Source organism: Aureispira sp. CCB-E, from assembly GCF_031326345.1.
Taxonomy (GTDB): Bacteria; Bacteroidota; Bacteroidia; order Chitinophagales; family Saprospiraceae; genus Aureispira.
On record NZ_CP133671.1, the window covers coordinates 5339293 to 5365476 of the forward strand.

Consider the following 26184-nt stretch of genomic DNA (forward strand, 5'->3'; position numbering starts at 1 on the left):
TCCTTGTGGTGTTATATCCCCAAATATTATTTTTAACTAAACTCCATACCAAATGAAACAACCCATCTATTTTATATTTCTATTATTCCTATTCCTTCATAGCTGCGATCTATCGCCACAAGGTCCTAGTGATGAAGCACTAAGTAAGATGACTCGTAGTGAAAAATGGGCAAGTTTAGAAAAGGGAATGTCACAAGAAAATGTCCTCCGAATTTTAGGAAAACCCAGCTCCCAAAAAGTTTGGTCAGGGCAAACTACTTATAAATTTGAATGTTTTACCTGTTCTGCTACCTTCAGCGAAGACGGGGAATTATGGTCTTGGTTCGGTCCTTCAGAAAGTCTATAATACAGTCATAAATATTTCTTACCCATTTTTAAGAGGCTTGAAAGCATTTCTTATCTTTAGTCAATGAATAAGACCGTCCTGTCATTTAACTTTGTTGTATAAACCTTAAAACAATCAAAAACTACAAACAAAGCTTATTATGACACTTGCACTAAAAATGCCTTTACCCCAACAACGTTCTGCTGCCTTAACAGCTGGTCTTTCCATTATAACCATGGCAATCCTTGCTATTTTTTCTATTGGTTATGCCTTTGGTCAATTAATTATCTTGGAAGATGCGATTATGACCATGAATAACATTCAACAAGACATAAGCCTATTTGTATTAGGGATAATAGGATTAATCCTTATCTTCATTTGCGATTTACTTGCCTCTTGGGGGCTATGGGGATATTTTAAGCGATTCGACGAAACTAGGTCCAAGTGGATGGCTGGATTTAGATTGGTTTATACGATCATTCTAGGAATTGCCATTACAACTTTGGTTTTAATCCTGCCCCACCTCCCAAATTCAACCTTATCGGCTTCTGAGGTCTTGGATCAAATTCAGAACTTCTATACCATATGGTCATTTGGGTTAATCATCTTTGGTCTTCATTTGCTTTTTTTGGGATTTATTGCTCTACGAGAAACTCCTGTACCCAAAACAATCAGTTGGCTTTTGTTAATTGCTGCTGTTGGTTATCTATTTAATAATATTGCCAGTTTGAGTAGCGACCATTATCTACACTACAAGCCAATTGTAGAAATGATTTTTAGTTTACCAATGATTTTTGGGGAGCTTGGGCTCGGTATTTGGCTTATTGTTCAAAACAATAAAAAAAGCTAGATGCGCTATTTCTTAGAAGCAACCCTTTTTCGAATTCGACTCAAAGACTCTGGTGTCACCCCCAAATAACTTGCAATTTGATGCTGTGGGACTCGATGCAACAAGTCTGGTTGATTTTTTAACAAATCGCAGTAACGTTTTTCGGGTGAGGAACTTATAAAGTTTGCAAATTGTTCTTGAGTTTTACCAAATCCTTGCTCCAACAACAGTCGAATAAATGCTTCTAATTTAGGATGTTGCTGATACATTGCCTGTTCTTGTGTTGGATTACCAACTAGTAAGATACAAGCTTCTACACAGACTAAATAATGCGTTGAAGGACTTTGTTCTGCGTAACTTGTAAAAGAAACGGCGGCTTGTTTTTCTGTATAAAAAGCAGTCGTCTTTTCTTCCCCATCTACTAGGTAATATTGGCGAATGCAGCCTTCTAACACAAAAAAACATTTGTCTGCAATTTCGCCCTCTTTTAACAACAATGTGCCTTTAGGGAAAGCCTCTATATGAAGTTGTGCAGCGATTTCCTCCATTTCTGTTGTTGTAAAAAACTCAAATTGAGCCATGTATTCTATAATTTTCTCCTTCATTTTTACCAGAATTTTGTTGAAACAACTAGATACAGTTTACTAAGTTACTCAATCAAAACAAAACCTGCCCAGTAAAAAGGGCTATACTTTTCTTGCATTTCCTTTTGCGCCAATTTCAACGCTTGTTTAGCAGAGCCTGTTTGTAAATAATGCTCATAAAAAACGCCCATCAATTCTGCTGTTTCTTTGTCGGGGATTCGCCATAACGTCACCAACATTTGGCGTACACCTGCCGATTTTAAAGCTCTCTGTAAGCCAAAAATACCTTCGCTATCATATACATCGCCCAGTCCAGTCTCACAAGAAGATAAAACTACTAAGTCTGTTTTATACAAGTCCAAATTTGATATCTCATAGGCGGTCAAAACCCCATCGTCTAAGCCTTCTATTGGGCGTTTGCCTTGCCACACTCGGTTGGCTCCTGTCAAAATCAAACCAGAGCGCATCAAAGGATTTTGTGCATAAATAATTTGTTTGTAAAATTCCTTGGAACCGACAGGGCTTGGAGTCAAAGGTCTGAAAAAATAGCCATGTGTGGCGATGTGTAAAATATAAGGTGCTGCTTTTCTAGAATGCAATTTTACTTTATCTTCCAAAGCCTCCTCTCCTACGTACTTATGCGTCTGCCAATTCTTCTGATTAAACAGCACATCAATCGTTTCTACTTCTTCTTTCGTTCCAACCAAGTAGTTAAAAAATAGATTTCCTCTAGAAAAATTATTAGCCAATGCTCGACTCAACGGCAACGCAGTATTCGCATAAGCATATAAATCATAAGTTGTTAAAACCTGTGTAGAATCTTTTATCTTTTTAACCAAATTGACCAACTTAGCAGAATCTACGCTAAATTTAGCCCCACCAACCAAGACAATATCTTTCCTTATATTTTGGGTATTGGTAGGGTATACAAAGTCTCTAAAAGAACCATATTGTACCACCTCATAAGAATCTAAAAGAAATTTTCCATTTTTGTCTCGAAGCGCAGCAAATGCTATTTGATGTAACAATCCAGTTGGAGATATATAAATTCGCTTAACTCTGGTCAACTCCGGTTCTAATGGTTTCCAAATCAATTCATAAAGTTCCTTATTGGTTAAAGAGCTATTGATGTAGCTTTGGCTATTTTTAGTGATATTAATATTTAATATAGCCTGCAACTCCTTATGATTGCTCAACGAAATCATTTGAGTCGTCTTTTTTCCTTTTTGGATAACCATCGCATAGTAGAGAATGGAATCTTCCCAATCTTTGCCATTATGATAGTTAAAATGAATAAAATCTATGGCTACTTCTCCCGCCTTTAGACGTTCTCGTATGCTATCTACGGTCAGCTGTTGACGGCGTAACTTAAACTGATTGGATAAAGCTCCAGAAGCAGCACTCAATTGTTTCTCTAACCCCAAAGCACGTTGATCCAAGTCTTCCAAATTTATACCCAACATATCTCGCTCCAATTTGGGCATTACCGCCGCTTGTGCCAATTGGCGGCGTACTCCCAGCCAATTGTAGTATTGGTTTCTCAATAAACTATCCCCTGCCGTTAACAAGCTAGCCCTTGTCGCAATACTGCCCTCCAAAGCCAAACCTTTTATTGCTAAATTGATGTTCGCAATTTCATTACTCAATTCAGGCATATTGGGCAATAGTTGTATTGCTGAGGAGTAAAATTGATGAACTGTTTGATTTAAATTCTTTAAAAATTTCAACCGCTCCGCTTCATTCAAACTAGGATAATAACTGTATAATTGATGGATTAAATTCTTTGCCAAATCCATTAATACTTCCAGTGCTTTTTTATAATCTCTTTTAACCAAATAAAAATTAGATAAGTGGCCTAAAGTAGTTGTATATTCTGGATGGCTGACACTAAATTCATCTTCCAATAATGCCTTAGCTTGTTGATGGTACTCTTCAGAGTTCTCCAATTCATCAACCGACAGATGTAGTGCTCCTAAACTGTTCAATGTGATTGGATATTGGGGATGGTGATTGCCAAATATTTTTTCAATCAAATCCTTAGCATCTAAATAATGCTGTTTTGCTTTCTGCACATCTCCTACCTGTTGATAAAAAGCGCCCAAATCATTTAATAAATCTGGATAATCCGCATAGTCTATTCCCGAAAACTGAACAATACTCTGTTGTGCTTCTAGATAATACTGCTCTGCTTTAACAGGATCATTTGCGGCTTGATATAATTCTGCCATTTGACTCAACCCTTTCGCATAATTGGGTTGATCAACGCCACTATATCGAATAGGGTTTTTATTCGCATTGATATCTATATTGCTAAACTCCACCGAATTCGTGCTAGTTGCAGATAATTCTACTTGTTCTAATTTTTTGTTATCAACAATTGGTTCTTCTATAAGAGTTGTCATTTGCTGATCAACAGAGTAATAAAAACATTTTGAGAGATTCCAAAATGTTCGTGCCGCAAGGCTAGATAACTTCACCTCTGATAATCGACTACTTTTCATAGCTTGATTCATTGCCCCAAAACTATGAATTTTATGCTGAGCAAGCCACTCTAACCCTTTCCAGTTGACAACAATCGTTGTCACATACTGTTGCTTACCTTCTAAAGAAACAACACGTGTTTTATCTTGACACAAAAAAGCCCGTTTAAGTCCATTATTAGTAATAAAAATCCAATAATCGCCTTTTGATAAGATTGCTCCAGAATATGTACTAGTAATTGTTGCTGTTAAGCCTTTGATCGAACTTACAAAGCGAATTGAATAGTCTTGATTGGTTTTAGCGTCTAAGGTTACCGAGCAGCTAATCCAACCCGATTCAGCTACCTGATAGATGCTTTTGTCACAATCTTTTTGTCCAAAGGTAAGCGTTGAGTATCCCCAAAATAAAATTATGTAGAGTAAATATGGCATATGAATGTTCCTGAGTTTATCATTGAGATACAGTAGAACAAAATATACTCTATTATGAGATGACCGATTAATTTTTAATTAATTTTCATTCTACTGTTTATGCTTGTCACAATAGTTCGTTCAACTGACTCTAACAGCAGTTCATTCTACCCAATAAAATGCGCGTGAGTGCAGTGTTATAACATATCATAAAGCATATTACTTTATTCCTAAAAGTACCATAAAGTAATCAATTTTAATTAGGAACTTGTTATAACATTATTGAATTTTTCCAATTTAAAATTTCATTTATTTAAGATGGCATATCCGTAATCAATGTAAAAGTAGCCGTTAGCCCTACACTAAAATTTCGAGGCAACTTATGCACTCCAAAAATAGCCCTAGAGTGTTTTCCTTTTTCACCTAAAATATTGACAAACAAATCAGAGGCTCCATTGACAATAGAGGGTCCTTCGTCCCAATGTTCTCCAGATTGATAATACGCATCAATGTGGTTCAACCCAAGCACTTTATCAAAACCTACTTTTGCTTTTATTTGAGCTAGGACATTCAAAGCACATAATTGCATCGCTTTGTAACCGTCCTCGGTAGAAATTTCTACGCCTAAACGACCTTGATAAAAATGAGCTTGATTAATAATTGGAAATTGGATAGCCACATAAGCTATTGCCCCACGTATATTGACAGAGACATAAGACCCTCCTGGCAATGACACATTAGGTAAACTTAATTTTAATTCTCGCAGTTTTTCTTCTACTAAATTCCTGTTCATACGTTAATAAAATAGGTTTTATAAGATATTCTTTATTCAAGGCAACTCACCATGAACCAAGTAGGATAAGAGAAATAAATATATTGCTCCTTAGTCTTCCTTGCTTAAGTTTCATAGTAAACAATAATATAATAATAATTCGCTAATTTTTGTTCTGTAGAAGGGCTAAAAAATGAGTTGTGGTAAGTATTAAAATTTATTTCCGTTTGGCTACAACCTCATCGTAGGAATACAGTGCAGTATCCACAAATTTCTTATTCCAAACCAAAGGATTCATTGCTAAGACAATTACTTTTAATCGGTTCATTCGTTTACATACGGCAGGAAATTCCTCTAATTTATTTCCTTTTAAATTTAACGTACGCAAACCTTGTAGACGCTCCAAATCATCTGGCAATTGGCAAATTTCATTGTTGCCTAAAGACAAATACCACATTTGCTGAAAATCTAGTAACTTTTTTGGAAAAGACGTTAGATTAGCTTTTTCGATAGCCACTCGTTTGGCATTTTTATACAAAAACAATTCCTCTAGTGCTTGGAAGTAACAATTTTTCAAAACGAAATCAGGTCGTTTGTCTATCAAGAAATTAATTAAGGTATTTTTTTCTTCTGTTGACAAATGCTGTAACCAAAAACGCAAACCATTCTTAAAATTCCTAAAAACATAACGACCAATCCTCCAAGCATCCAACTCCGTCCCTTTGGTATAATGCTGTAAATTATCCTCCAACGTGTACTCATCTAAGGTGGCACGCATAATGGGACGAACCTTAGCCGCCAATTTAGATTGCAGCGTTTTGCTTGCGTTTTGTTTTAACAAACTCAATACCTTTTTTCGAAAAGAGGCATCATTTTTTGTATCTCTCCAAATCAAAAACAAATCTGTTAACAAGACTTTCGGCACCCCTCCTTCCTTCATAATAGTCAATGCCAAGGTTCTATTTTCAATATCTTTGTGATAAAGCAAGGTCGTCAAATGTTCTATATCTGTTGGACTCGTTTCCTCTGTTTTTAGATATCTTCCTTTTTCAATTTCTAAAAAATTCAACAAAGTTGCTTCGTCGATGAACACCAATTGCTCAACATTATTTATTGAAGGTAGTTTGATGGGTGGTGCTAATACGACATGCGTTGTTGTAGCTTTTATTTTGGTAACATATTGAATTCCTTTTTCTTTTATTTTTTCTTTGAGCGACTTCTTAGGTAGATTCGTTTTACCCCAAATTGCCAGTTCACTTTTTTCATCTAGTGGATTGTTAGCCAATGCTTCTTGCTGTTGTAGCAATAGCTGCTCTAATGCTCGTTCACCAATCTCTTGATGTTTTAGAGTCAAGCACTTTAGTAAGCTGTCTTGTTCAAACGTTCTTTTTGAAGATTGAGTTAATAACTGATAAGCCACTTTTCTACCTTCAAAATCTAAAGAAACGGCTTTGAAAGCTTTTAATAAAATAGAAAAGGAAGTTCCTTTTAACCAATCCTCATCCAAACCCAAATCTTGGGCATACAAACGACAGCCATTAGAATTTAAATCCAAGTTAAGAATGGCTAAGGGCAATTGTTTGTAAGGATTGTTTCTAATATCTAGAAAAGTGAGTGCTTTTAGTTTTTTGATAAAATTTGGCGACAAGGATTCTAGTCGATTACCCGCAATTCTCAATTCCCTTAAATGCAAACAATCTTCGTCCAATTCAGGCAATTCAGACAACGCATTATTCGTCAAACTTAACTGGGTAATACGTGTATTGAGTGCGAAAAAGTCTTTGGAAATAGATTGGATTTTATTTCCTGTCAAATGAAGTTGTAAATCTCGTTCCCCAAATGCTAGTGATTTCGGAACAACCTCCAAAGCATTACCTGTAATTTCTAGATAAGTTAACTGCTTTAAATCTGCCAAGTACTCTGGCAACTGTTCTAGTCCACAATCTCGAATGACTAGTGTTTCTAAATGCTGAAAGTTCGTAATTGCTTGAGGAATACGTTTAACATCGCATTTTATAAGAACTAACGACTTTAATTTAGAACAAGCAAATATTGCTTTAGGAAGACGGTCAAGTTTTCTAAACCGTGCAGAAACAATTTTTGCCTCATTTCCTTTTATATTGCTAAAGTCGTATACTTCCATCTCAAATACATTATCTAGATTTTAACTTCTTGATCGTAATCAAAAAAGTAGCGTTCTTCTAAAGAGGCAATCGCAAAACCTGCGCCCTGTTTTTGACATTCTCGACTAATTAATTGGCAACATTTCTCAATATTATTTTTATCCAAATGCGAAAAAGGTTCGTCCATAATTAAGAATCTAAACGGTTGGCAAAGCGCACGAATAATAGCAATACGTTGACGTTGCCCATAAGACATTTGACCGCATTTTTTCTCCAACAAATGCTCTACTCCCAACTCTGTCGCCATCGCGACAATAGCCGACTCGGGTTGATGATTGGTTAGGTTATTTTTCAATTGTATATTTTCTAAAGCTGTCAATTCCAAAAACAAGCGTAAATCTTGAAAGACAACCGACAATTCTCGTTGGCGAATGTCTGCCCACTGATCCAAACTCAATTCTGTCAAAGCATACTCCCCTCCCAATGCATTGATACGGACATCTCCAGTATAGTCTTTTCTCAAACCATACAAAATGTGTTGAAATGTCGTTTTTCCTTTACCAGATGGCGCTTCTACAAAATATCGAGTAGCGGCATCAAAAGCAAATGTAGTCCCCCAAATATCAGAGGTTTCTAATTGATCGCTCAAAGGAATAGGAACTAGGTTGTTAAAAGAAAACATGAATAGAAAATAATTTAAGAATTAAAATGTAGTGCCGTGTTCACCAATAACTAGCTTATTGAACAAACAACTGTCATCAATATACAATTAAGTCCGTAGATTCACTTGGTTTTATAAGCTGATTTTCAGCCAAAGTTAGAGCCAAGAACTACTCAACAGCGCTTGACTTTTTCTTTTTCTTCCATTTGTAATAAACCCCAATACCAATATTGGGTCCCTGTTGTACATTATTTGCCCATAAACCACCCGACAAAGAAAAATTCATACCAACGTAATCCGAAACAGGTACAATCGCCTTCAAAGTGAATGCTACAAAATTTTGATTGTTAACATACAAACCTGTTTGTACTTCTTGGGTTGAGTTTGGAATATCCGACTGCCCTGGCAAACAAACAATCGCATCCAAAGCTACTGCTAAATAGGTACGCTTCCCTACTCGCCATCCTATTTCAAAATTCGCAACCCACTGGTGACTGTAGTCGTGGGTTCTAAAATTCATACCACTTTCCAAATACGTATACATTTTCTCTTTGCCATATCCTATAGATAAAGAAGGTTGAAATCCCCAACAAGGATAAGCTGTTCTCAACCCTGTATTAGGATTATAAGCTTGTATAGCAGTTGGTGCCGAAATCAAAGCATGAGCTGCTAAATGGATGGTTTTACTAAAAAAATTATACTTTCCTCCTAATCGAGCATTTCCTAAGTCGACTAGAGTTCCTGCATCCAATACCATGCTTGGAGGACCAAAAGCATTAGTTCCCAATTGATTCGGGTCAACAGTTTGCACCTCTTGCCCAGATGAAACAATTTTTAGAGGTAATGAAGCAGAAAGGGTGAAGCGTTTTGTCAAACCATATTCTGCATACAACTCTGCTGTAGCGTCAAAAATAGACCGATTCAAAAACTTGGTTCTATACGCATTGATCGAAAGTCTATTAATAGGCGGAATGGCATACGCTGCAAATTGTACATAGCCTTCTCCCTTTTTTTTTGCCCAAGGTCCACCAGCATAACTATCTCCCCATAATAGCCCAAGTAATAGTGTTAATATTGCGTATCTCATTTTATTTTGTAGTTAGTTTTTGCCAATACAACTCATAGATCAAAAAAAACACAAGTCATCCATAAACTGAATGACTTGTATTACAACATTTTATACTTCAATTAATATTTAAGAGCCAAATATCTCTCGTAGTTTTGCCTCCAACGTAGCTCCTCTAAGGCGTTTGGCAACAATATTACCTTCTTTATCAACCAAGACAGTATACGGAATACCACGCACGCCATAAGGTTTAGACAATTGAGAACTCCAACCTTTTAAATCACTGACATGATGCCAAGTTAATTTATCTTTTTTGATTGCATCGACCCATTTATCTTTATTAGTATCCAAAGAAACTCCTAAAATATCAAAACCTTTGTCCTTATATTTATTGTACAAACGAACTACATTCGGATTTTCACGACGACAAGGACCACACCAACTTGCCCAGAAATCAATCAACACGTATTTACCTCTCAAATCCGTCAATGATAGCGTTTTACCTTCAGGTGTTGCCCCTGTAATATTAGCAGCTGCTTCTCCTACACCAGCAGCACCTTTCAGCTTGGCGTATTGTTCTTTCATAAACTTATCTAACATAGGGTAATCTCCAGTGTACTTATCCATATAAGCTTTGCTGTACTTCATAAATACCTCATTGTTTCTTCCCATCATTCCAAAAGTAACTGCTACCAAAGTAGGTTGGTGTAGTTGGCTCGTTTCTGGAACTTTTGCAAATAAACTATCAAGTACTGCTTTTTGTTCGGGACTCTTTAACCCTACCGTTGAAAGTGCTGTCGCATAATTTTTTACATTCTCATAGTAAAATGGCAATCTAGCATATACAGAGTCTTCAAAATCTACATAATCAAAAAATGACTCCGCAAAGTAAGCTCCTTCTACTTGCCCAGATTTTCCATTATTTTGATAACTCTGAAAGGTATTAAAAGCCATAATACGAGCTAATTCAGAGTTTTTTTGGCGCAAAGAATCCAACAACATCATTTTTTCTTTGTCTTCTTTAGCCATTTTTTTCTTAACCTTTTCCAAGGTGGCATTATCTCCCTGTCCATTTTTATAATCGGTCATCAAAGTCATAAAAGTTTGGTTATAACCTTGAATTCGCTTCATTAGTTGATCATACTCTTTGTTCAAGGGACTATTGATAACCTTCAAGTCAGCTAATTTTGGTGTTACACCTTCCAGAATCACTGCTTTTTCTGTTCCCAACAAAACAGGTTTCAAATCTCTTAAACTAGCGCCAACATAATACATTCCTCTAGGTACTTGCCCTAAGTCGAAAGTACAGCCAAATCCTGCATCTGTTTTTGTTACGGCTTTGGTGACTACTTCTTCTGCTTGAATGCCTTTCCATGCATAAACACGAAGGCTATCTACTACATTGGTCGTATCCGAAACCTTTACTTCTAAGGTAATTGATTTAGGTAATTTTGTTGTTGTTTTTTTGGAATCGTTACAAGCCCAAGCTAGTATACACCCCAAGGTTAAAATTGTCCAAGTACGCATCATTTCTTTTTGGAATTATAAATATACTTTTAGTAGAGTTGGCGAACCAGTCAATAAAAAGGAACTTTTCCCCAATTATTGCGCTCTTTTAAAGTCTTTTTAATAAGGTTCTTTGAGAGTTCAAAGATACATTTTTTGCGGTAAAGTCTTGGATGAAAACAAAACTTTATGAAGTTGTTAAAACTATTAAAAATATCTGTTTCTTCTTTGACATTTAGAGAACGTAAAATATTACTACAATCTTTTTTTTATAGTTTTTTATCTTTTTCTGCTATCAAGCTTAGTAAGCCTTTAACCGTAATAATCATGGCTATAAAAATAAAGTTCGCAATCAAAATAATTGTCAAAATCATTCGGTACCCTCCTGCCTCAAAAACACTAAGTTTCGAAAAAAGAGTTGCCAATGCAATCACCCCTATCATGATAAACATAAATCCATAAATAGAATGGACCAAATATTTCTTATAATCTTCAGCAAACATACTCATCCCATTATTCATAATAGAATACAACAACAAACAAGAAGTACCAATCATCCATACAGTCAACGATTCTTGCGCTACAATAGCTGCTCCTAACATTCCTACAAGGGCACTTCCTCCAAATATTGCTGCTTGAACCATTGGAGGCATGATATTTTTCTTCTTTATATTTTCCATAATTTTAATTGAATCTAAGTAATCGCTCAGCATTTTCAACGATAACATTGCTTACACTTGTATTGACTATAAGATGAAGTGATTCGTCTTAACCGATCACTCAACAACATACGACTTGCCTGTTACATTACTTCGTGGGAAAATCGCATCAGTTTGATTATCAATAGAGTATACTTTTGCTACTTAATTTCTTAAAGGGTTGATAATCAACGGCGAAGCCCTCACACGGTAAATTGATGCAAAGATGCTTTTTTAGTTTTTCACAAAAAAGCTAAAAAATCCACGAAGTACTACTGTTAACAAACAAATAAAGAAAAAGTCACACAGCAAGCTATGCAACTTTACTATTATAGGAACTATATTTTGTGACCATCATTCATCGTTTAGCTTACAATTCCTTGGCAGCTAGACCCTGCTCCTGCGGTACAGCCGTAACAATGCTGTCCCAGCATAATGTTGCGCTGTTCCATTGCCGACAAATCAAAATCTTCGATGTGTTGAGGAACTGATTTTTCTACCTGTAGTTGCAACATTTGGTTGAAGTCACAATCATACAAATATCCATCCCATGAAACAGACAATGTATTGCGGCACATCACACCTTCTGCTGCTGCTGGATTAAACGATTCTAGCAACAACTGCATATAGTCGTCAAATTTATCTTCCTTCAACAAAAAGTCCAAGAAACGACTAATAGGTAGATTCGTAATGGTATACAAATTATTAAACTCGATATCGTACTCTGTTTTTAAAACACGCTTATAATCTGCTTCCAAGCTCATTTGATTGCCTGGCAAACTAGCGCCTCCAGGATTAAATACCAAATGCAATTTTAAGTCAGTTCCTTCTTTTCCATATCCCAAATCATTCAATACACGTAAGGCTTCAATAGAGCGCACAAAAGTCTTATCTCCTCTTTGTTTGTCTGTATTTTCTGCTGTATAACAAGGCAAAGAAGCAATAACTGTTAATTTGTGTTTTTTGAAAAACTCTGGATAAGTTCTGTACTCCTTATTAGAAACCAAAATGGTCAAATTGCTTCGAACAATAATCTCAATATCTTTACTAATAGCACGAATTTCTTCAATGAACCACTTAAAATTAGGATTCATTTCTGGAGCTCCTCCTGTTATATCAATTGTTGTCGTATTAGCTGCTTTGATGGCATTTAGGCAGTATTGCATTGTTTCCTTTGTCATAATTTCGGTACGAGTTGGTCCCGCATCGACATGACAATGCTCACAAGTCATATTGCACATATAGCCGATATTCACCTGAAAGATTTCTAATTGAGTAGGCTTGAAAGGCATCAAGTTAATATCTTGTAATTTTTGTTCAAACTTTGTTATTTTAGGAGTTGTTTCTTCCAAGATAGCAATTTGAACATTTGGAGTAGCTAATTTACTACCACGTTTTTTTAGCGTTTGTAATTTCATGTATGCTTGTTATTTGACAAAATTTTTGATAAAAAAACAAGGGCATTGATTTTATTTTGTCAGTTTCAATGTTTGCCTCAATACGTTATTTGTAATTCATGCTATTCATCTACTCAATCAGCGTATTAGATGGTGTCCATCATCTATACTATAAGGTTGCCTCTTGACAAGAAACTATAGCTATACCAATTCCTTGTTACATGAACTACGTTTAAGATACGTGCCTATTTGATACAATTTAACCAAATTTAATATTAATAAAGCTATAAAACAACGATTTGTTCAAAAGGTTTTGTGCTTTGATTTGCTCTACAATAAAAATTCTTAAAAAATTACAATAAAAAGATTTTTGTTTAGCACTCCTTTCTTTATTTTGGTTGTTTGGCTATATCAAAACATTCAATTATGAGCAAATACCTATTAGAAACGCCTCGACTTGGTTTAAGGACTTGGCAGGAAAGTGATTTAGAACCTTTTGCAAAAATTAATGCTGATTCTCAAGCAATGCAATTCTACCCAAACACATTGGATAAAGCTGCTACCCAAAAAATGCTTGCTCGTATTCAGCAACAATATGCCGATTACGGTTTTTCGGTTTATGCTGTGGATTTATTAAAAGACAAACGATTCATTGGGTATATTGGTTTTATGCGCCCTAGTTTTGAGAGTTATTTTACTCCTTGTGTTGAAATAGGTTGGCGGTTGGATCCTAGTGTTTGGAATCAAGGCTTGGCAACAGAGGGCGCATTGGCTTGTTTAGAGTATGGTTTTGGCACCTTAGGCTTTCAAGAAATCTATTCGTTTACCGCCGAAATTAACAAACCGTCAGAACGAGTTATGCAGAAAATTGGTCTCAAAAAAGTCGATACATTTCTCCATCCACTTCTCGAAAAAGATAGTCCATTAGCCCTACATGTTTTGTACAAAGCCAATCAATCATAAAATCAACCAAACACTAAAACTCTTTTCTTCTACTACGCTCTGAATATAAGTATTCGTAATATATTGTCTATTATAGTAGTAATTCATTGATTAGTTTTACTACGCTGTGTCGTACTCCGTGAGCGCTTTGTTTTTAGTTAATTTTATTATTCCTTGTGGTCATGAGCTAGCAAACTAGGTTCGCTGCTATGGTGTCGTTTCAATAAATTAATACTATAGATGAAGGCAGATTTTAAAAGAACACTAAAACCTTATGAAAAAAAAATTAATGTCCATTCTACTTTCTTCATTCTTTTTCCTTGTTGTACTTATTCTTGGAGCAGATTATTATGTTCAATCCTCTGTTCAAAACAAATTATACAAGAATATTGAGACCATTCCTTACAATAAAGTAGGGCTAGTCCTTGGCACTGTAAAGTTGCTTCAAAATGGAAATTTGAATCGCTATTACAAATATCGGATAGAAGCTGCGGCAGCACTATTCAAAGCTGGGAAAATTGACTTTATTTTAGTTAGTGGTGACAACAGCCGAAAAGGATATGATGAGCCTACGGACATGAAAGAAGACTTAATAAAAAAAGGCATTCCTGAGCACAAGATTTTTCTAGATTATGCAGGTTTTAGAACTTTAGATTCTGTCGTTCGTAGCAACGTTATATTTGGACAAAAAAACATTACCATTATTTCCCAAAAATTTCACAATGAGCGTGCGGTCTTCATTGCCAACCACAAACACATCAATGCGATTGGCTTCGAAGCCAAAGATGTTTCCATTCGAGCAGGTTTGAAAGTCCAAATTCGAGAAAAACTAGCCCGAGTCAAAGTTTTGATTGACGTTTTGTTTGGGGTTCAACCTAAATATCTAGGGAAACAAATCGAAATTCGGTAAAAGCGATAATCCCTACTTTAGGTGTACTTATCCACCCAAGTCAAAAGCTTGTTGAGTTCGTATGGGCTATTCTTATAGGCTTCTATAAAATGTGCTCTAAGATTGATAAAAACCTGTTTTCGCTCCGTTCGACTAGGACTTTTGCATGCTTTCTGAATCGCATTTAAAAAGGTTGAGAAATTAGCATCATTGTATTTTTTTCGTTTCAATGTCTTGATATAATTTTCTAAGAATTGAAAGTTTTCTAGTTCATAATGACAAGTAATCATCATAAAATCTACTTTAATCCGACTTGCTATATTAGCATCATCTTTGTAACAATCCCAATAAGCATTGATGCTATTCAAACAAGCATTGTAATCTTTGAGTTTTAGATAGGATTCTATTATTGAGAGCTGAACCACCTTTAAGAGTACAGGGTTTAATGCCGCAATATATTTACTCGTATAGTCAACCGCTTCTTGAAGTAATTTTTCTAGTTCTATCAATTTTTCTATAACGATTAAATGTTCTAGCTTTAGAATAAAAAACCTTAGTAATATATCTTTTGAAATACTTAAATCAGAGGTGTAATTTGCTTGAAAAAAAACATAGAGTTCATCCAATAACTCATTAAATCGTTGATATTGCTGCAACATTAATGCAGCAGCAGCGAAATTGAGTAAGAAATTACAGTATGTATTTTTATCATCTCCTTTTATTTTTAATGGCTTTAATTTTTGATGCATTTGTTCTCGAATCTTATAACCATCTTCAATACGCCCCTCTTGATTATTTCTAATAGCCAATAGCTCGCTGTGAACAATCTGTCCTGCAACTGTATAACATTCAAAACGGTCAAACTTATTTTGGAGTTCTGTCAATGTTGGAAAGTCTAGTTGCGCCCTAATCTTTGGTTTGCTTCTAGCATAATGGTAGAGTTTGTTCAACCAAACATACACATCTATCTCTTCTTTTTGAATGTCTAAATATTGATGAATACTTTCGTATAATTTTTCTGTATTTTCAATTAACTTGTTTTTGTTAAAATTGATTTTAATGAGTGAAAAATACTTCAGCTGCAAAAATTGGAACATAGCAACATAATTATTGTAGCCATGTTTTTGTGCCAATGTACTCCCTTTTTGGATCAACGTACTTGACTGGTTGTACAAGCCTTTTTTGATCATTATCTTAGCTTGGTTATAATAAGAACCCAATTTGATCTCAATATCGTTTTCTTTGTAAAACCCCTCTAGGCTCTCTAATACCAATTTCCCCAAATAGCTTTTTATGTTCTTGAACTTTTTTAGTCCAACCTTTGCTTGATATTCTTTCTCAAAGTCTGCTTGATTAATCGCTTTCCGCTTGTCCAATAAACGAAATAGCAAAACATACGGATTCGGTTCTTCTGTAATATGTCGAGTAGCATACAGGGTGAAATACCGCTTCTCGGCACTAGACAAACTCTGTATCAATTCTTGCAATAAATCTGTCTTCATAAAGTTTTCTTAAAAAAGATTAACCTAAAAAAGCTTTTTTAGTTGGTCATTTTGTAAAACACTCAATTTTCAATTATCTTTCTAGCTATTAGAAATCCGTCGTCTGTCGCTTCCTTTTATCAACTTTACAAGATTACAACCAGATGAAACAAGTATCTGTTCCCAATGACATACTTACCAATACACAGGATATTAATTTAATCCATTACAAAAGTAAGACAGAGTTAATAAAAAGTAAAGTAGCTTTCTCTCAATATGTATTTAGTTTTCTAATTGAGGGTCAGAAACAAATCCACAACACCGATGGGATTTTATCCATCAACAACAACGAATTTACGCTCATTACGAACCCAGTTTGTTTGATGACAGAAAAAAAGGGACTGGATTCTAATAGTTATGAAAGCTGTTTGTTGACATTTAATGACAAGATTTTGCACGATTTTCAACAAAAATATGCCATTACACCTCTTCCTTCTGAGAAGCTTTGCAAAAATGTCTTAAAATTTAGCTATGACAATTACACTCAAAATTTTCGTCGTTCTTTAGAAATTTTACCCCATCAACAATTATCTCAAGAAATTCTAACCATCAAATTTCAAGAGATCATGCTCTATTTGTTGCACAGAGAGCCCCAAATCTTAGATTCTTTTCTTTCTCAACGACATACAAACATAGAAACACATTTTAGATATAGTGTTGAAAACAATATTTACTCCAACTTGAGTTTGGATGAATTGGCATTTTTATGCAACATGAGTACCTCTACTTTTAAGCGTTATTTTGCCAAATTTTATCGCACTTCACCCCACAAATGGATGACAAACCAACGGATGAATAATGCCTTTCAATTGTTGCAACAAGGCAAACGGCCTTCTGAAATTTTTACTGACTTGGGATACAAAACCCTTTCTAGTTTCACTAGAGCTTACAAAAAACATTTTGGTCAACTACCCAGTGAACAGCTCCCTTCTAGGAGTATTTCCAACAAATGAGCTTTTTAGCATACCTGTTGACCTTTTTAGTATCTTCTTATAGAATACTTTTGTACTTAGTTAAAATATTTAGCAACAAACATTGTAGACCTCTTGTATGCTGTTTGCAAAACGTTGCACCATTAAAACTTTTATCTTATGTATCAATTTTTAGTATTCATCTCTATCTTTTTATTTTCATTCAATCTAAAAGCTCAAACATTTACTTTGGAAAGCAACGACTTAGGAGGACAAGCTACCCTCCAACAAGTTTTTAACGGCTTTGGCTGCACAGGAGAAAATATTTCACCACAATTATCATGGAAAAATGCCCCTAAAGGCACCAAAAGTTTTGCCATTACAATGTACGATCCTGATGCGCCAACAGGTAGTGGCTGGTGGCATTGGCTAGCTTTTGATATTCCTAGTACGACTAAAGAGCTAAAAAGTGGAGCAGGAAAAGCTCAAAGCGACCTGCTGCCAACAGGAGTAATTCAAAGCTTAACAGACTATGGAACTATTGGTTACGGAGGTCCTTGCCCGCCAGAAGGTCACGGTTTTCACACCTATATTCTTACTGTTTATGCCCTTAATACAGATAAATTAGGCGTAGACGAAAAGGCGAATCCTGCGTTAGTGGGTTATATGATCAATTCCAAAACCATTGAGAAAGCTTCTATTGTTGTCTATTATAAACGATAGTTCTTTTTAACAACTTGTATAAGATTTGATTTTTATTTAATTTGAGTTTACATTACTTCGTGGAAAAATCGTACGATAGCGCATTAAGTTCAAATTAAATAAAAATCAAATTATGAAAAATAAAGAATTTCGCCACTATGCTCACCTAATGGTAGATTGGATGGCAGATTATTTTGAGCAAATCGAAGACTATCCTGTCAAAGCACAAGTTCAACCTAGGGAAATCTATAATCAACTACCTGCTCAAGCACCGATTGAAGGAGAAGCAATGTCTGCAATATTTAAAGATTTTCAAGACATTATTTTACCTGGCATTACCCATTGGCAGCACCCTAACTTTTTTGCTTATTTTCCAGCCAACACCTCTTTTCCCTCTATTTTGGGTGAAATGCTTACTGCTACTTTAGGCGCACAATGTATGATTTGGGATACCTCTCCTGCTGCTGCAGAATTGGAAGAACGTGTCATGAATTGGCTAAGAGATTTAATGGGTATTCCTGATAATTTTGAAGGGGTTATTCAAGATACCGCCTCTACAGCTACCTTAACTGCAATTTTATCTGCTCGAGAAAAAGCAACGAATTTTGATAGCAATCAAAACGGTATCACAGCCAATAACCTTAGAGTATACTGTTCAACAGAAACACACTCATCAATTGAAAAAGCTGTAAAAATTGCAGGTTTGGGTAAAAAAAACTTAGTTAAAATACCTGTTGACGATCAACTCCGTATGCGAGGAGATGCCCTAGAACAAGCCATTCAGGAAGATATCAACAATGGACTTCATCCAACCTGTATTGTTGCTGCAATTGGAACCACAGGAACCACTGCCATTGATCCACTACAAGAGATTGCTGCTATTAGTCAAAAATATGCTATATGGCTGCATGTCGATGCAGCTTATGCTGGTTCTGCTTTAATTTTGCCTGAGTTTCAGTGGATGATTCAGGGTATAGAGCAAGTTGATAGTTTTGTTTTTAATCCTCACAAATGGCTGTTGACTAATTTTGATTGCTCTGTTTATTTTATAAAAGACAAAGAATGCCTCTTGAGAACCTTTGAAATATTACCCGAATATTTAAAAACAACCAATAGAGGTATTGTCAACGATTATAGAGACTGGGGAGTACCTTTAGGAAGACGTTTTAGAGCCCTTAAATTATGGTTTGTGCTCCGCTCCTATGGTGTCAAAGGTTTGCAAAAACAGTTGCGAACACACATTGATTTAGCACAAGAACTTACTAGTTGGATTCAGACAAGTACTGATTTTGAGATCTTAGCTCCTACCAGTTTAAATCTTGTTTGCTTTCGTTACCACCCTACTCCTATCAACGATGCAGCAACACTAAACAATATTAATGAAACTATTTTGCAACACCTCAACAAAACTGGTCTTCTGTACTTGACACACACAAAGATCAAGGGGCAATATGCTATAAGACTAGTCATAGGACAAACCTTTGTTAAAGCGCATCATATTAAACATGCTTGGCAACAGATTCAAGAAATTGCTAGAAAAACCATAACAGCTTGAACGTTTTTAACAAAAATCTATTAATTTTATAGTTTGAACTATATGATAATATTTTGTGTTTTTTGTCTGTTTATAGACATGTATCTACAAAGTAAAAAAATATATCACACGGATACATTTTTCTATGATAAGGCAATAAGCCTATATTAAATCACGCTGTAACTAAAAAGATGAGTCACCAACGCATACTAGATGAGGTCGCTAAAACAAGTATTCAATTAATGCTTCAAGAGACCTTCTATGGTCACTTTTTCACAAGTATTCTGAAAGATGTTTCAGAAAGAACGAGTTCGATTGCTACAACCATTAGCAGCAATCAGATGATCAAATTGATTGTCAACCCAGATTATTGGGATAACACATTAAAAATACCTGGCGACGAAGAGGCTACCAAAGCACTGCGTTATGGCGCCATCAAACATCAAATTCTGCACATCGTTTTCAAACATGCGCTACGTTTTCCTGAATTTGGCAATAAGAAGCTGTTTGGTATTGCTTCGGACTTAGCTGCCAATCAATACATTCGTTCCGACCAATTAACAGAAGATGCCATTCGAATGGAAGACTTTCCTGAATTCAAATTGAATAGAGGGCAAGGAATTGATTATTACTACAAACGCTTATCTGAAGAACTGCAAGATATGCAACAAGACGGTGGTAGTGGTTGTGGAGAAGATGATGAGGAGGATAATGCTCAAAGTGACGATAAGGCGGCTAACGGTTTGAATCAAGCTCAAAATCGCTTAAAGGAGTTGATGGAAAATGAAGACAACGAACAGTTGAATCAGCATAAGTTTTGGGATGAATTTGAAAGATTGTCTAGCGCCGAACAAAAAATGATTAATGCTGCCATCAATGAATCTATCGTTAACTCGGTTTCTAGGGTCAAATCCAAAGACTATGGCAAGTTGCCTGGCGGTCTTCAAGAATATATCAACTTACTAGTAGAATCTTTAAAACCTAATGTCAACTGGCGAAGAGTTTTGCGCATTTTTACAGCTAGTAGTAGCCGTACTCGTTTAAAAAACACGATACGAAGACCTTCTAAACGTTATGGTACAAACCCTGGAATTAAAATACAGTCAAAACAAAAGATTTTGGTAGCTATTGATACTTCTGGTTCGGTCAATGAGGATGAGTTAAGAGAATTTTTTGGTGAGTTGTATCACATTTGGAAACAAGGAGCAGAAATTTATGTCGTGGAGTGCGATACACATATTCACAACCAATATACTTACACAGGAAGACCGCCTGAACTTATTAGTGGTCGTGGAGGAACAGACTTTAATGCTCCAATTGAATTTGCTAATGAAAAACACCTACCTGATGCCATTGTCTATTTTACGGATGGCTATGCACCTGCTCCTGTTGTCGTTTCTAGAAAACCCATTTTATGGATGGTAACGAGCCAAGGTATTGACAAAGACACTTGGGATTTCTTGCCTGGAAGAAAGGTTAAGATGACCAAACAATTAGCCTAAGGTCTAAGAATAAATAAAAAACGATGAGAAGATAATATTTCTTGGTCCTCTCATCGTTTTTATCAATAGTTTGTTAAAAAAAACCTTACCACCCTAATAATCAACAAGTTAAAAAACTTATTACATTTTACATTAAGCCTTTGATTATCAACTGCACAGCACTCACGAAGTAGCAGCGAACCGAGCTATGCGAGCTCACGACCGAAGGGAGTAACAAAGCTAACTACCATTTTATAACACTATTAAATTAATACTTCGTGGCAATCAAATTAATACAATTTCTCCACGAAGTAATATTAAGATGTTTACTTAGTTATATTAACATCCATAGTTGGGTAAGGTATTCCTATATTATTTTTATCAAATGCCTTCTTAACATGCTCATTCATGTAAAAGAAAACATCCCACCAATTGTTAGGATCTGTCCAAAGACGCACTGCTAAATTCACAGAACTATCTCCTAACTCTGCTACGACAACGCCTGATTTATCCAAGTCAATAACATGCTCACAAGTTGCTGCAACTTCCATGATGACTCTTTTGGCAGTATCAATATCTGCATCATAGCTAATTCCAAATGTAAATGCTACGCCTCGCTTTCCTTGCATAGAATGATTGGTCATAGTTCCATTAGATAATGGACCATTAGGAATAATAATCACTTCATTATCTAAGGTTAACAGAATTGTATTAAAGATTTGAATTTCTTTTACGGTTCCTGTAAAACCTTGTGCTGTTAACAAATCACCAACCTTGAAAGGCTTAAATAGCAAAATCATTACTCCTCCTGCAAAGTTACCCAAACCTCCCTGCAACGCCATACCAATGGCAAATGCAGCAGCACTCAAAATGGCAACAAACGATGTAACTTCCATTCCCAATGTACTCGCAACCGCCAACATTAATAAGACTTTCAGTAGTACATTAATCATGGATACTAAGAAAGGGCGTAAGGAGACATCAAAATTTGCTTTCTTCATGCTCGCTCTGATAATATCTACCACCTTATTAATAACGATAGATCCTACAATCCAAACGACAATTGCTAATCCCAAAGATTTAAGCGCATCCAAAAAACTCTCTCCTTGCAAAAAGGCAATGATATCAAAATCGGTATCAGCCAAAAATAAAAATGCATTCATTTGATTAAAAATTTAATGGGGGTTTGATTAAATAAAATGATTCGTAAAAGGTTTCTGATCCTTAAATTACACTTTTTTATCTATCTACATAATTTTTTTTCGACAAATAGTATTTTTTACACTTTGTATAAACGTATGTTTAAGCTGTAGAAGATTCGAAATAAAAAGACTATTTGAGGGACGCTCAAATAGTCTTTTATCAAAGAAGTTGTTTAAAATTATTACTAGTTCTCGTCTTGTTTTAATACATTAACATCCATGGTTGGATAAGGTATTCCTATATTATTTCGATCAAATTCTAACTTAATATTCTCTTGCATATAAGAATGTACTGCCCAATAATCAGCTGTAGCTGCCCAAGGACGAACGGCAAAATTAACAGAGCTATCGCCCAAACTTGATACAAACACAGCCGTCTTAGAATGATCAGTAATATGTGGACAACTTTTTAAGACTTGGTCAATTACTTCTTTTGCTTTTTGAATGTCATCTCCATATCCAATTCCAAACGTCATGTCTACTCGACGAGTTGGTTCCATAGTTATATTTTGAATAGGTCCATTAGAAACAGGACCATTAGGCAAAATAATAACTTGATTATCTGGAGTTACTAAAATGGTATTAAAGATTTGAATTTCTCTCACTTTTCCTGTGAAGCCTTGCGAAATAATGACATCACCAATTTTAAATGGCTTGAAAACCAAAATCATTACTCCTCCTGCAAAATTAGCCAAACCACCTTGTAAAGCCATTCCTACTGCAAAAGCAGCGGCACTTAAAATAGCTACAAAAGATGTCACTTCCATCCCCAATGTACTTGCAACCGCCAGCATCAATAGGACTTTGAGCAATGTACCAATCATTGATATTAAAAATGGGCGTAGAGAAGCATCCATTTTAGCTCTTTGCATAGCATTCGTGATTACTTTTACAACTTGGTTGATAACAATCGTACCAACAATCCAAACCAGAATAGCTAAGCCCAACGATTTTAATGCATTAATAAAGCTTTCTCCTTGCAAAAAAGCCATTAAATCAAAGTCTGCTAATAATAAATATGTATTCATTTTACTAAAGATTTAAGGGGGTAAAAAATAAGATGTAAATAAATATAGTAAAAGGTTTCAGCATCGAAAGTATAGTTTTATATCTACTTCCCCTAATTATAGATAGGTATCTTTTCTTGAAAAATCAAATTTATGGTGTTATTTTTGGTACTTGGTAAATACAAATCAACATTGCCAATTTATTGATTATTTAAATACAATTCTTATGAGAACCACATTCCTTTTCTGTATACTCTGTGCTATTTTTCTTAGTGCTTGCGAACCCAATGTGACCCCACCAAAAAATGATGCCAAACTTGTTTTTAAGTTAAAATTTGACCCAACACAAGATCGATTAGATGCTTTTGCCCAACCCTCAAGTGTTCCTAATGGTAATGCTGCTCAAAATCCTCAATTTAATGGCATGAGTGCTCACAAAATAGAGCTAGTGCCTAGTGCTTTGACTCCTGTCAATGGTGGGGCTATTGTTTATCATGGTGCAGAAACCACTTCTGGCGGAGACAATGCCATTGATTTTGATAAAGCAGTTGTAAAAACAGAAGGTGAAACATTTTATGAAATTCCATTGACAGATGTAACACCAGGAACATATCCACACATTCGGGTATCCGTTAGTTACCAAAATTATGATATTGTTTACAATGTCAAAAATGTCCCTACTTGGCCTTCTGGCACCACAGATCTAAATAATGAAAAAGGTACGATTGCTTCTTTTGTTGGGTTTAATAGTTATATCAAAGATTTGACACCTAAAAATAGAACCAAGTCAATCAACTCAAACAAGCTACAAGGCTTCTGGGCATTTGAGACTAATTTAAGTAATCCTTATTCCAGTGCCAATTCTATTTATAGTGGCGATGCACAGGCTACAACTGTTGTGAACCCTCTAAATGCCACTACTCCTACCCCTCCAGGTTCTTGCTTAGTTACGGGTAGTTTTGATGGCAATCCATTAGAAATAACGGGAAATGAGACAGAAGATATTGTTGTAACGTTATCTTTTTCTACCAATCAGAGCTTTGAGTGGGTTGATTCTAATGGTAATGGTGAGTTGGATATTGATGCTAGTGCAGGAACAACCGAAGCGGTTGTAGACATGGGGCTTCGTGGTTTAAAACCAAGCTTCCAATAAGCCTTGCGGCTACCTAGTTCATTATCAATACTATTTATTTTAGTAGTTCATTGATAGACACATTACTTTGTATATAGTCGCATTAATTCGATTATCAAGAACAAAAGTTAAAACATATAAGTAAACCCAGTATCGTAAGTTCATGACTGTAAGAAATGGCAAAACGAACCAATCCACGACCACGGCGTAGCAACGCAACTAAGTATTATTAACCAATACGAAACAAAGTTACTGGAGAGATTTCTTGATGACAATTCCTCCATTTTTTTTATTCCTTCCTAAAAAAGAATTACATTTGGTGTTCCTTATTCTATTATAATACACCGTACACCAAATCAGATATTACAGCAATGGATTTCACAGCAATTTTAGAATTATTCAGTACCAGTCAAGCATGGATTTCTTTAGGTATGCTAACGTTAATGGAGATCGTTTTGGGTATTGATAATATTATTTTTATTTCTATCGTTGCGAACAAACTCCCTCAACAACAACAACCCAAAGCTCGTAATATTGGTTTGTTTTTAGCAATGTTATTGAGAATTGTTTTACTTTTTGGAATAACGATTATCATTGCTATGCAAGATCCCTTATGGGAGCCACATATTTGGGGCATGCATGCAAAAGTGACGGGGCAAAGTCTAATCTTGATGTTTGGAGGTTTGTTTTTATTGTACAAGTCCGTCTCTGAAATTCATCATAAATTAGAGGGTGTTAATGAAGAAAACACAGGAGATCACAACCCTAAAAACACATTAGGCAGTATCATTCTTCAAATCTGCTTGTTAAATATTGTCTTCTCATTTGATTCCATTTTGACAGCCGTCGGACTCACACAAGATGTCGCGCGAACACCAATGGCTTCTGACCCTACTCGTTTCTATGACCCATTGTCTATTATGATCTTAGGGGTGGTAATTTCCATGATTATCATGATGGCTTTTGCAGGACCAATTGGTCGTTTTGTCAACAAGCACCCTTCTATTCAAGTACTAGGACTCTCCTTTTTAATTTTGATTGGATTTATGTTGGTTGTAGAAGGTGCTCATAGCGCTCACCTAATGCCAAGCAATGTAGAAGTCCCCAAAGGGTATATGTATTTTGCTATTTTCTTTTCCTTAACAGTAGAATTGCTAAACATCAAAGTCCGCCAACAAGGAAAACCAGTGCAACTAAAGGGAGCATTGGAAGAAGCCAAAGAAAGAGATTTATACAATTTGGATACGACCAATGACACGACAGTAGAAGTAACTGTTGTTCAAGATAATGAAATGGAAAATGACTAATCAGATCAATAGGACTCCTTAGAACTGATCGTTATTCTTTATCTATCTTCTTAAGGCAGCAAATATTTGTGCTTACAACGAGTTCCCTGCCTTGCTTTTGCTCAAGATATCGTAAAGCAACTCTTTGGCACGAAATAGTTGTGCTTTTACAGTTCCAATAGGCAAATCAAGCTGCTCAGATATTTCTTGATAAGAAAGCTCTTCAAAAAATCGTAGTTCAATCATCACTCGATATTTATCACTCAACTTATTCAATAAATCGCGCATAATTAATTTACGCTGTTGGCGAATGTAGCGTTCTTCTGGATCTAAAGCCGTTGACTTTAGGTTATTAGAAAAATCTTGCTCGCCATCCTTTTCTAAAGTATCGTCTATGGATAATAATTTTAAGCGTTTTTTACGCAAAAAATCAATACCATTATTGGTCGCAATCTTAAACAACCAAGTACTAAAAGCATAATTGGGTGTATAAGTAGCTAATTTTCTAAATGCCTTCCCAAAAGCCTCTATGGTCAAATCCTCTGCATCATCGTGATTGTGTACCATCTTAAACATCGTATGATAAATCGAATCTCGATAACGTTCCATTAACTCTGCATAAGCCAATTGATTATTCCCCTCTACGGCCTTGCGAACCAATTCAAAATCTTCTAATGCTCTATCTGATAAGTTTTTATTCATTGG

23 protein-coding genes are annotated in these 26184 nt (G+C 35.5%); 10 read left to right on the plus strand and 13 right to left on the minus strand.

Features of this window, described 5'->3' with window-relative positions; all coding sequences use genetic code 11:
* The first annotated feature begins 52 nt into the window (after nt 1–52).
* Both QP953_RS20900 and QP953_RS20905 read left to right on the plus strand, forming a co-directional pair.
* Nucleotides 53–346, plus strand: a complete 294-nt coding sequence (locus QP953_RS20900) for a hypothetical protein (RefSeq protein WP_052599826.1) — start codon at nt 53–55, stop codon at nt 344–346.
* Nucleotides 347–485: 139 nt separating this feature from the next.
* Nucleotides 486–1175 (plus strand): DUF4386 domain-containing protein, encoded by a 690-nt coding sequence (locus QP953_RS20905; protein ID WP_309552856.1) that lies wholly within the window; start codon nt 486–488, stop codon nt 1173–1175.
* Between the two features lie 5 nt (nt 1176–1180).
* Here QP953_RS20905 and QP953_RS20910 read toward each other — a convergent pair whose 3' ends face one another.
* The 9 genes from QP953_RS20910 to arsS all read right to left on the minus strand — a co-directional run bounded on the left by QP953_RS20910 (nt 1181) and on the right by arsS (nt 12873).
* Nucleotides 1181–1759, minus strand: a complete 579-nt coding sequence (locus QP953_RS20910; RefSeq protein ID WP_309552857.1) for a Crp/Fnr family transcriptional regulator — start codon at nt 1757–1759, stop codon at nt 1181–1183.
* A gap of 44 nt (nt 1760–1803) precedes the next feature.
* On the minus strand, nt 1804–4650 hold the full coding sequence (locus QP953_RS20915) for a CHAT domain-containing protein (protein WP_052599824.1): 2847 nt from the start codon (nt 4648–4650) through the stop codon (nt 1804–1806).
* Nucleotides 4651–4942: 292 nt separating this feature from the next.
* On the minus strand, nt 4943–5422 hold the full coding sequence (locus QP953_RS20920; protein WP_052599823.1) for a RidA family protein: 480 nt from the start codon (nt 5420–5422) through the stop codon (nt 4943–4945).
* Nucleotides 5423–5618: 196 nt separating this feature from the next.
* Nucleotides 5619–7544, minus strand: coding sequence for a leucine-rich repeat domain-containing protein (locus QP953_RS20925; protein WP_309552858.1), 1926 nt, complete (start codon nt 7542–7544; stop codon nt 5619–5621).
* Between the two features lie 14 nt (nt 7545–7558).
* Nucleotides 7559–8206, minus strand: coding sequence for an ATP-binding cassette domain-containing protein (locus tag QP953_RS20930; RefSeq protein WP_052599821.1), 648 nt, complete (start codon nt 8204–8206; stop codon nt 7559–7561).
* Nucleotides 8207–8354: 148 nt separating this feature from the next.
* Nucleotides 8355–9272: a hypothetical protein gene (locus tag QP953_RS20935; RefSeq protein ID WP_309552859.1), complete on the minus strand. Its 918-nt coding sequence runs from the start codon at nt 9270–9272 to the stop codon at nt 8355–8357.
* A 108-nt stretch (nt 9273–9380) separates the two neighbouring features.
* Nucleotides 9381–10781 (minus strand): TlpA disulfide reductase family protein, encoded by a 1401-nt coding sequence (locus QP953_RS20940; protein ID WP_063833215.1) that lies wholly within the window; start codon nt 10779–10781, stop codon nt 9381–9383.
* Nucleotides 10782–11026: 245 nt separating this feature from the next.
* Nucleotides 11027–11437, minus strand: coding sequence for a hypothetical protein (locus QP953_RS20945; RefSeq protein ID WP_052599818.1), 411 nt, complete (start codon nt 11435–11437; stop codon nt 11027–11029).
* A gap of 383 nt (nt 11438–11820) precedes the next feature.
* Entirely contained in the window at nt 11821–12873 is a 1053-nt protein-coding gene (gene arsS, locus QP953_RS20950) for an arsenosugar biosynthesis radical SAM (seleno)protein ArsS (RefSeq protein WP_052599817.1), read from the minus strand.
* Between the two features lie 405 nt (nt 12874–13278).
* Between arsS and QP953_RS20955 the strand changes: the two genes are divergently transcribed.
* Complete coding sequence (locus QP953_RS20955; protein ID WP_309552860.1) at nt 13279–13815, plus strand: GNAT family N-acetyltransferase; 537 nt, start codon at nt 13279–13281, stop codon at nt 13813–13815.
* A gap of 253 nt (nt 13816–14068) precedes the next feature.
* A complete protein-coding gene (locus tag QP953_RS20960) occupies nt 14069–14704 on the plus strand; it encodes an ElyC/SanA/YdcF family protein (protein WP_309552861.1) in 636 nt (211 codons plus the stop codon).
* 17 nt (nt 14705–14721) lie between these two features.
* Here the strand turns inward: QP953_RS20960 and QP953_RS20965 are convergent, their stop codons facing one another.
* Complete coding sequence (locus tag QP953_RS20965; RefSeq protein ID WP_309552862.1) at nt 14722–16185, minus strand: hypothetical protein; 1464 nt, start codon at nt 16183–16185, stop codon at nt 14722–14724.
* Nucleotides 16186–16328: 143 nt separating this feature from the next.
* Here QP953_RS20965 and QP953_RS20970 point away from each other — a divergent pair, with 143 nt between their 5' ends.
* The 4 genes from QP953_RS20970 to QP953_RS20985 all read left to right on the plus strand — a co-directional run bounded on the left by QP953_RS20970 (nt 16329) and on the right by QP953_RS20985 (nt 20873).
* Nucleotides 16329–17177, plus strand: a complete 849-nt coding sequence (locus tag QP953_RS20970; protein ID WP_309552863.1) for an AraC family transcriptional regulator — start codon at nt 16329–16331, stop codon at nt 17175–17177.
* 138 nt (nt 17178–17315) lie between these two features.
* Entirely contained in the window at nt 17316–17858 is a 543-nt protein-coding gene (locus QP953_RS20975) for a YbhB/YbcL family Raf kinase inhibitor-like protein (protein WP_052599812.1), read from the plus strand.
* A 112-nt stretch (nt 17859–17970) separates the two neighbouring features.
* Entirely contained in the window at nt 17971–19392 is a 1422-nt protein-coding gene (locus QP953_RS20980) for an aminotransferase class V-fold PLP-dependent enzyme (protein WP_309552864.1), read from the plus strand.
* A 170-nt stretch (nt 19393–19562) separates the two neighbouring features.
* Nucleotides 19563–20873, plus strand: a complete 1311-nt coding sequence (locus QP953_RS20985; RefSeq protein WP_309552865.1) for a VWA-like domain-containing protein — start codon at nt 19563–19565, stop codon at nt 20871–20873.
* A gap of 305 nt (nt 20874–21178) precedes the next feature.
* Here QP953_RS20985 and QP953_RS20990 read toward each other — a convergent pair whose 3' ends face one another.
* Complete coding sequence (locus tag QP953_RS20990; RefSeq protein WP_081909655.1) at nt 21179–22015, minus strand: mechanosensitive ion channel family protein; 837 nt, start codon at nt 22013–22015, stop codon at nt 21179–21181.
* Between the two features lie 224 nt (nt 22016–22239).
* Entirely contained in the window at nt 22240–23082 is an 843-nt protein-coding gene (locus QP953_RS20995; protein ID WP_197043942.1) for a mechanosensitive ion channel family protein, read from the minus strand.
* A 205-nt stretch (nt 23083–23287) separates the two neighbouring features.
* Between QP953_RS20995 and QP953_RS21000 the strand changes: the two genes are divergently transcribed.
* Together QP953_RS21000 and QP953_RS21005 are read left to right on the plus strand one after the other, a co-directional pair.
* Complete coding sequence (locus tag QP953_RS21000) at nt 23288–24214, plus strand: hypothetical protein (RefSeq protein ID WP_052599809.1); 927 nt, start codon at nt 23288–23290, stop codon at nt 24212–24214.
* A gap of 350 nt (nt 24215–24564) precedes the next feature.
* Complete coding sequence (locus QP953_RS21005) at nt 24565–25500, plus strand: TerC family protein (protein ID WP_309552866.1); 936 nt, start codon at nt 24565–24567, stop codon at nt 25498–25500.
* A 72-nt stretch (nt 25501–25572) separates the two neighbouring features.
* Here the strand turns inward: QP953_RS21005 and QP953_RS21010 are convergent, their stop codons facing one another.
* Complete coding sequence (locus QP953_RS21010; RefSeq protein ID WP_052599808.1) at nt 25573–26181, minus strand: RNA polymerase sigma factor; 609 nt, start codon at nt 26179–26181, stop codon at nt 25573–25575.
* Between the last annotated feature and the right edge of the window lie 3 nt (nt 26182–26184).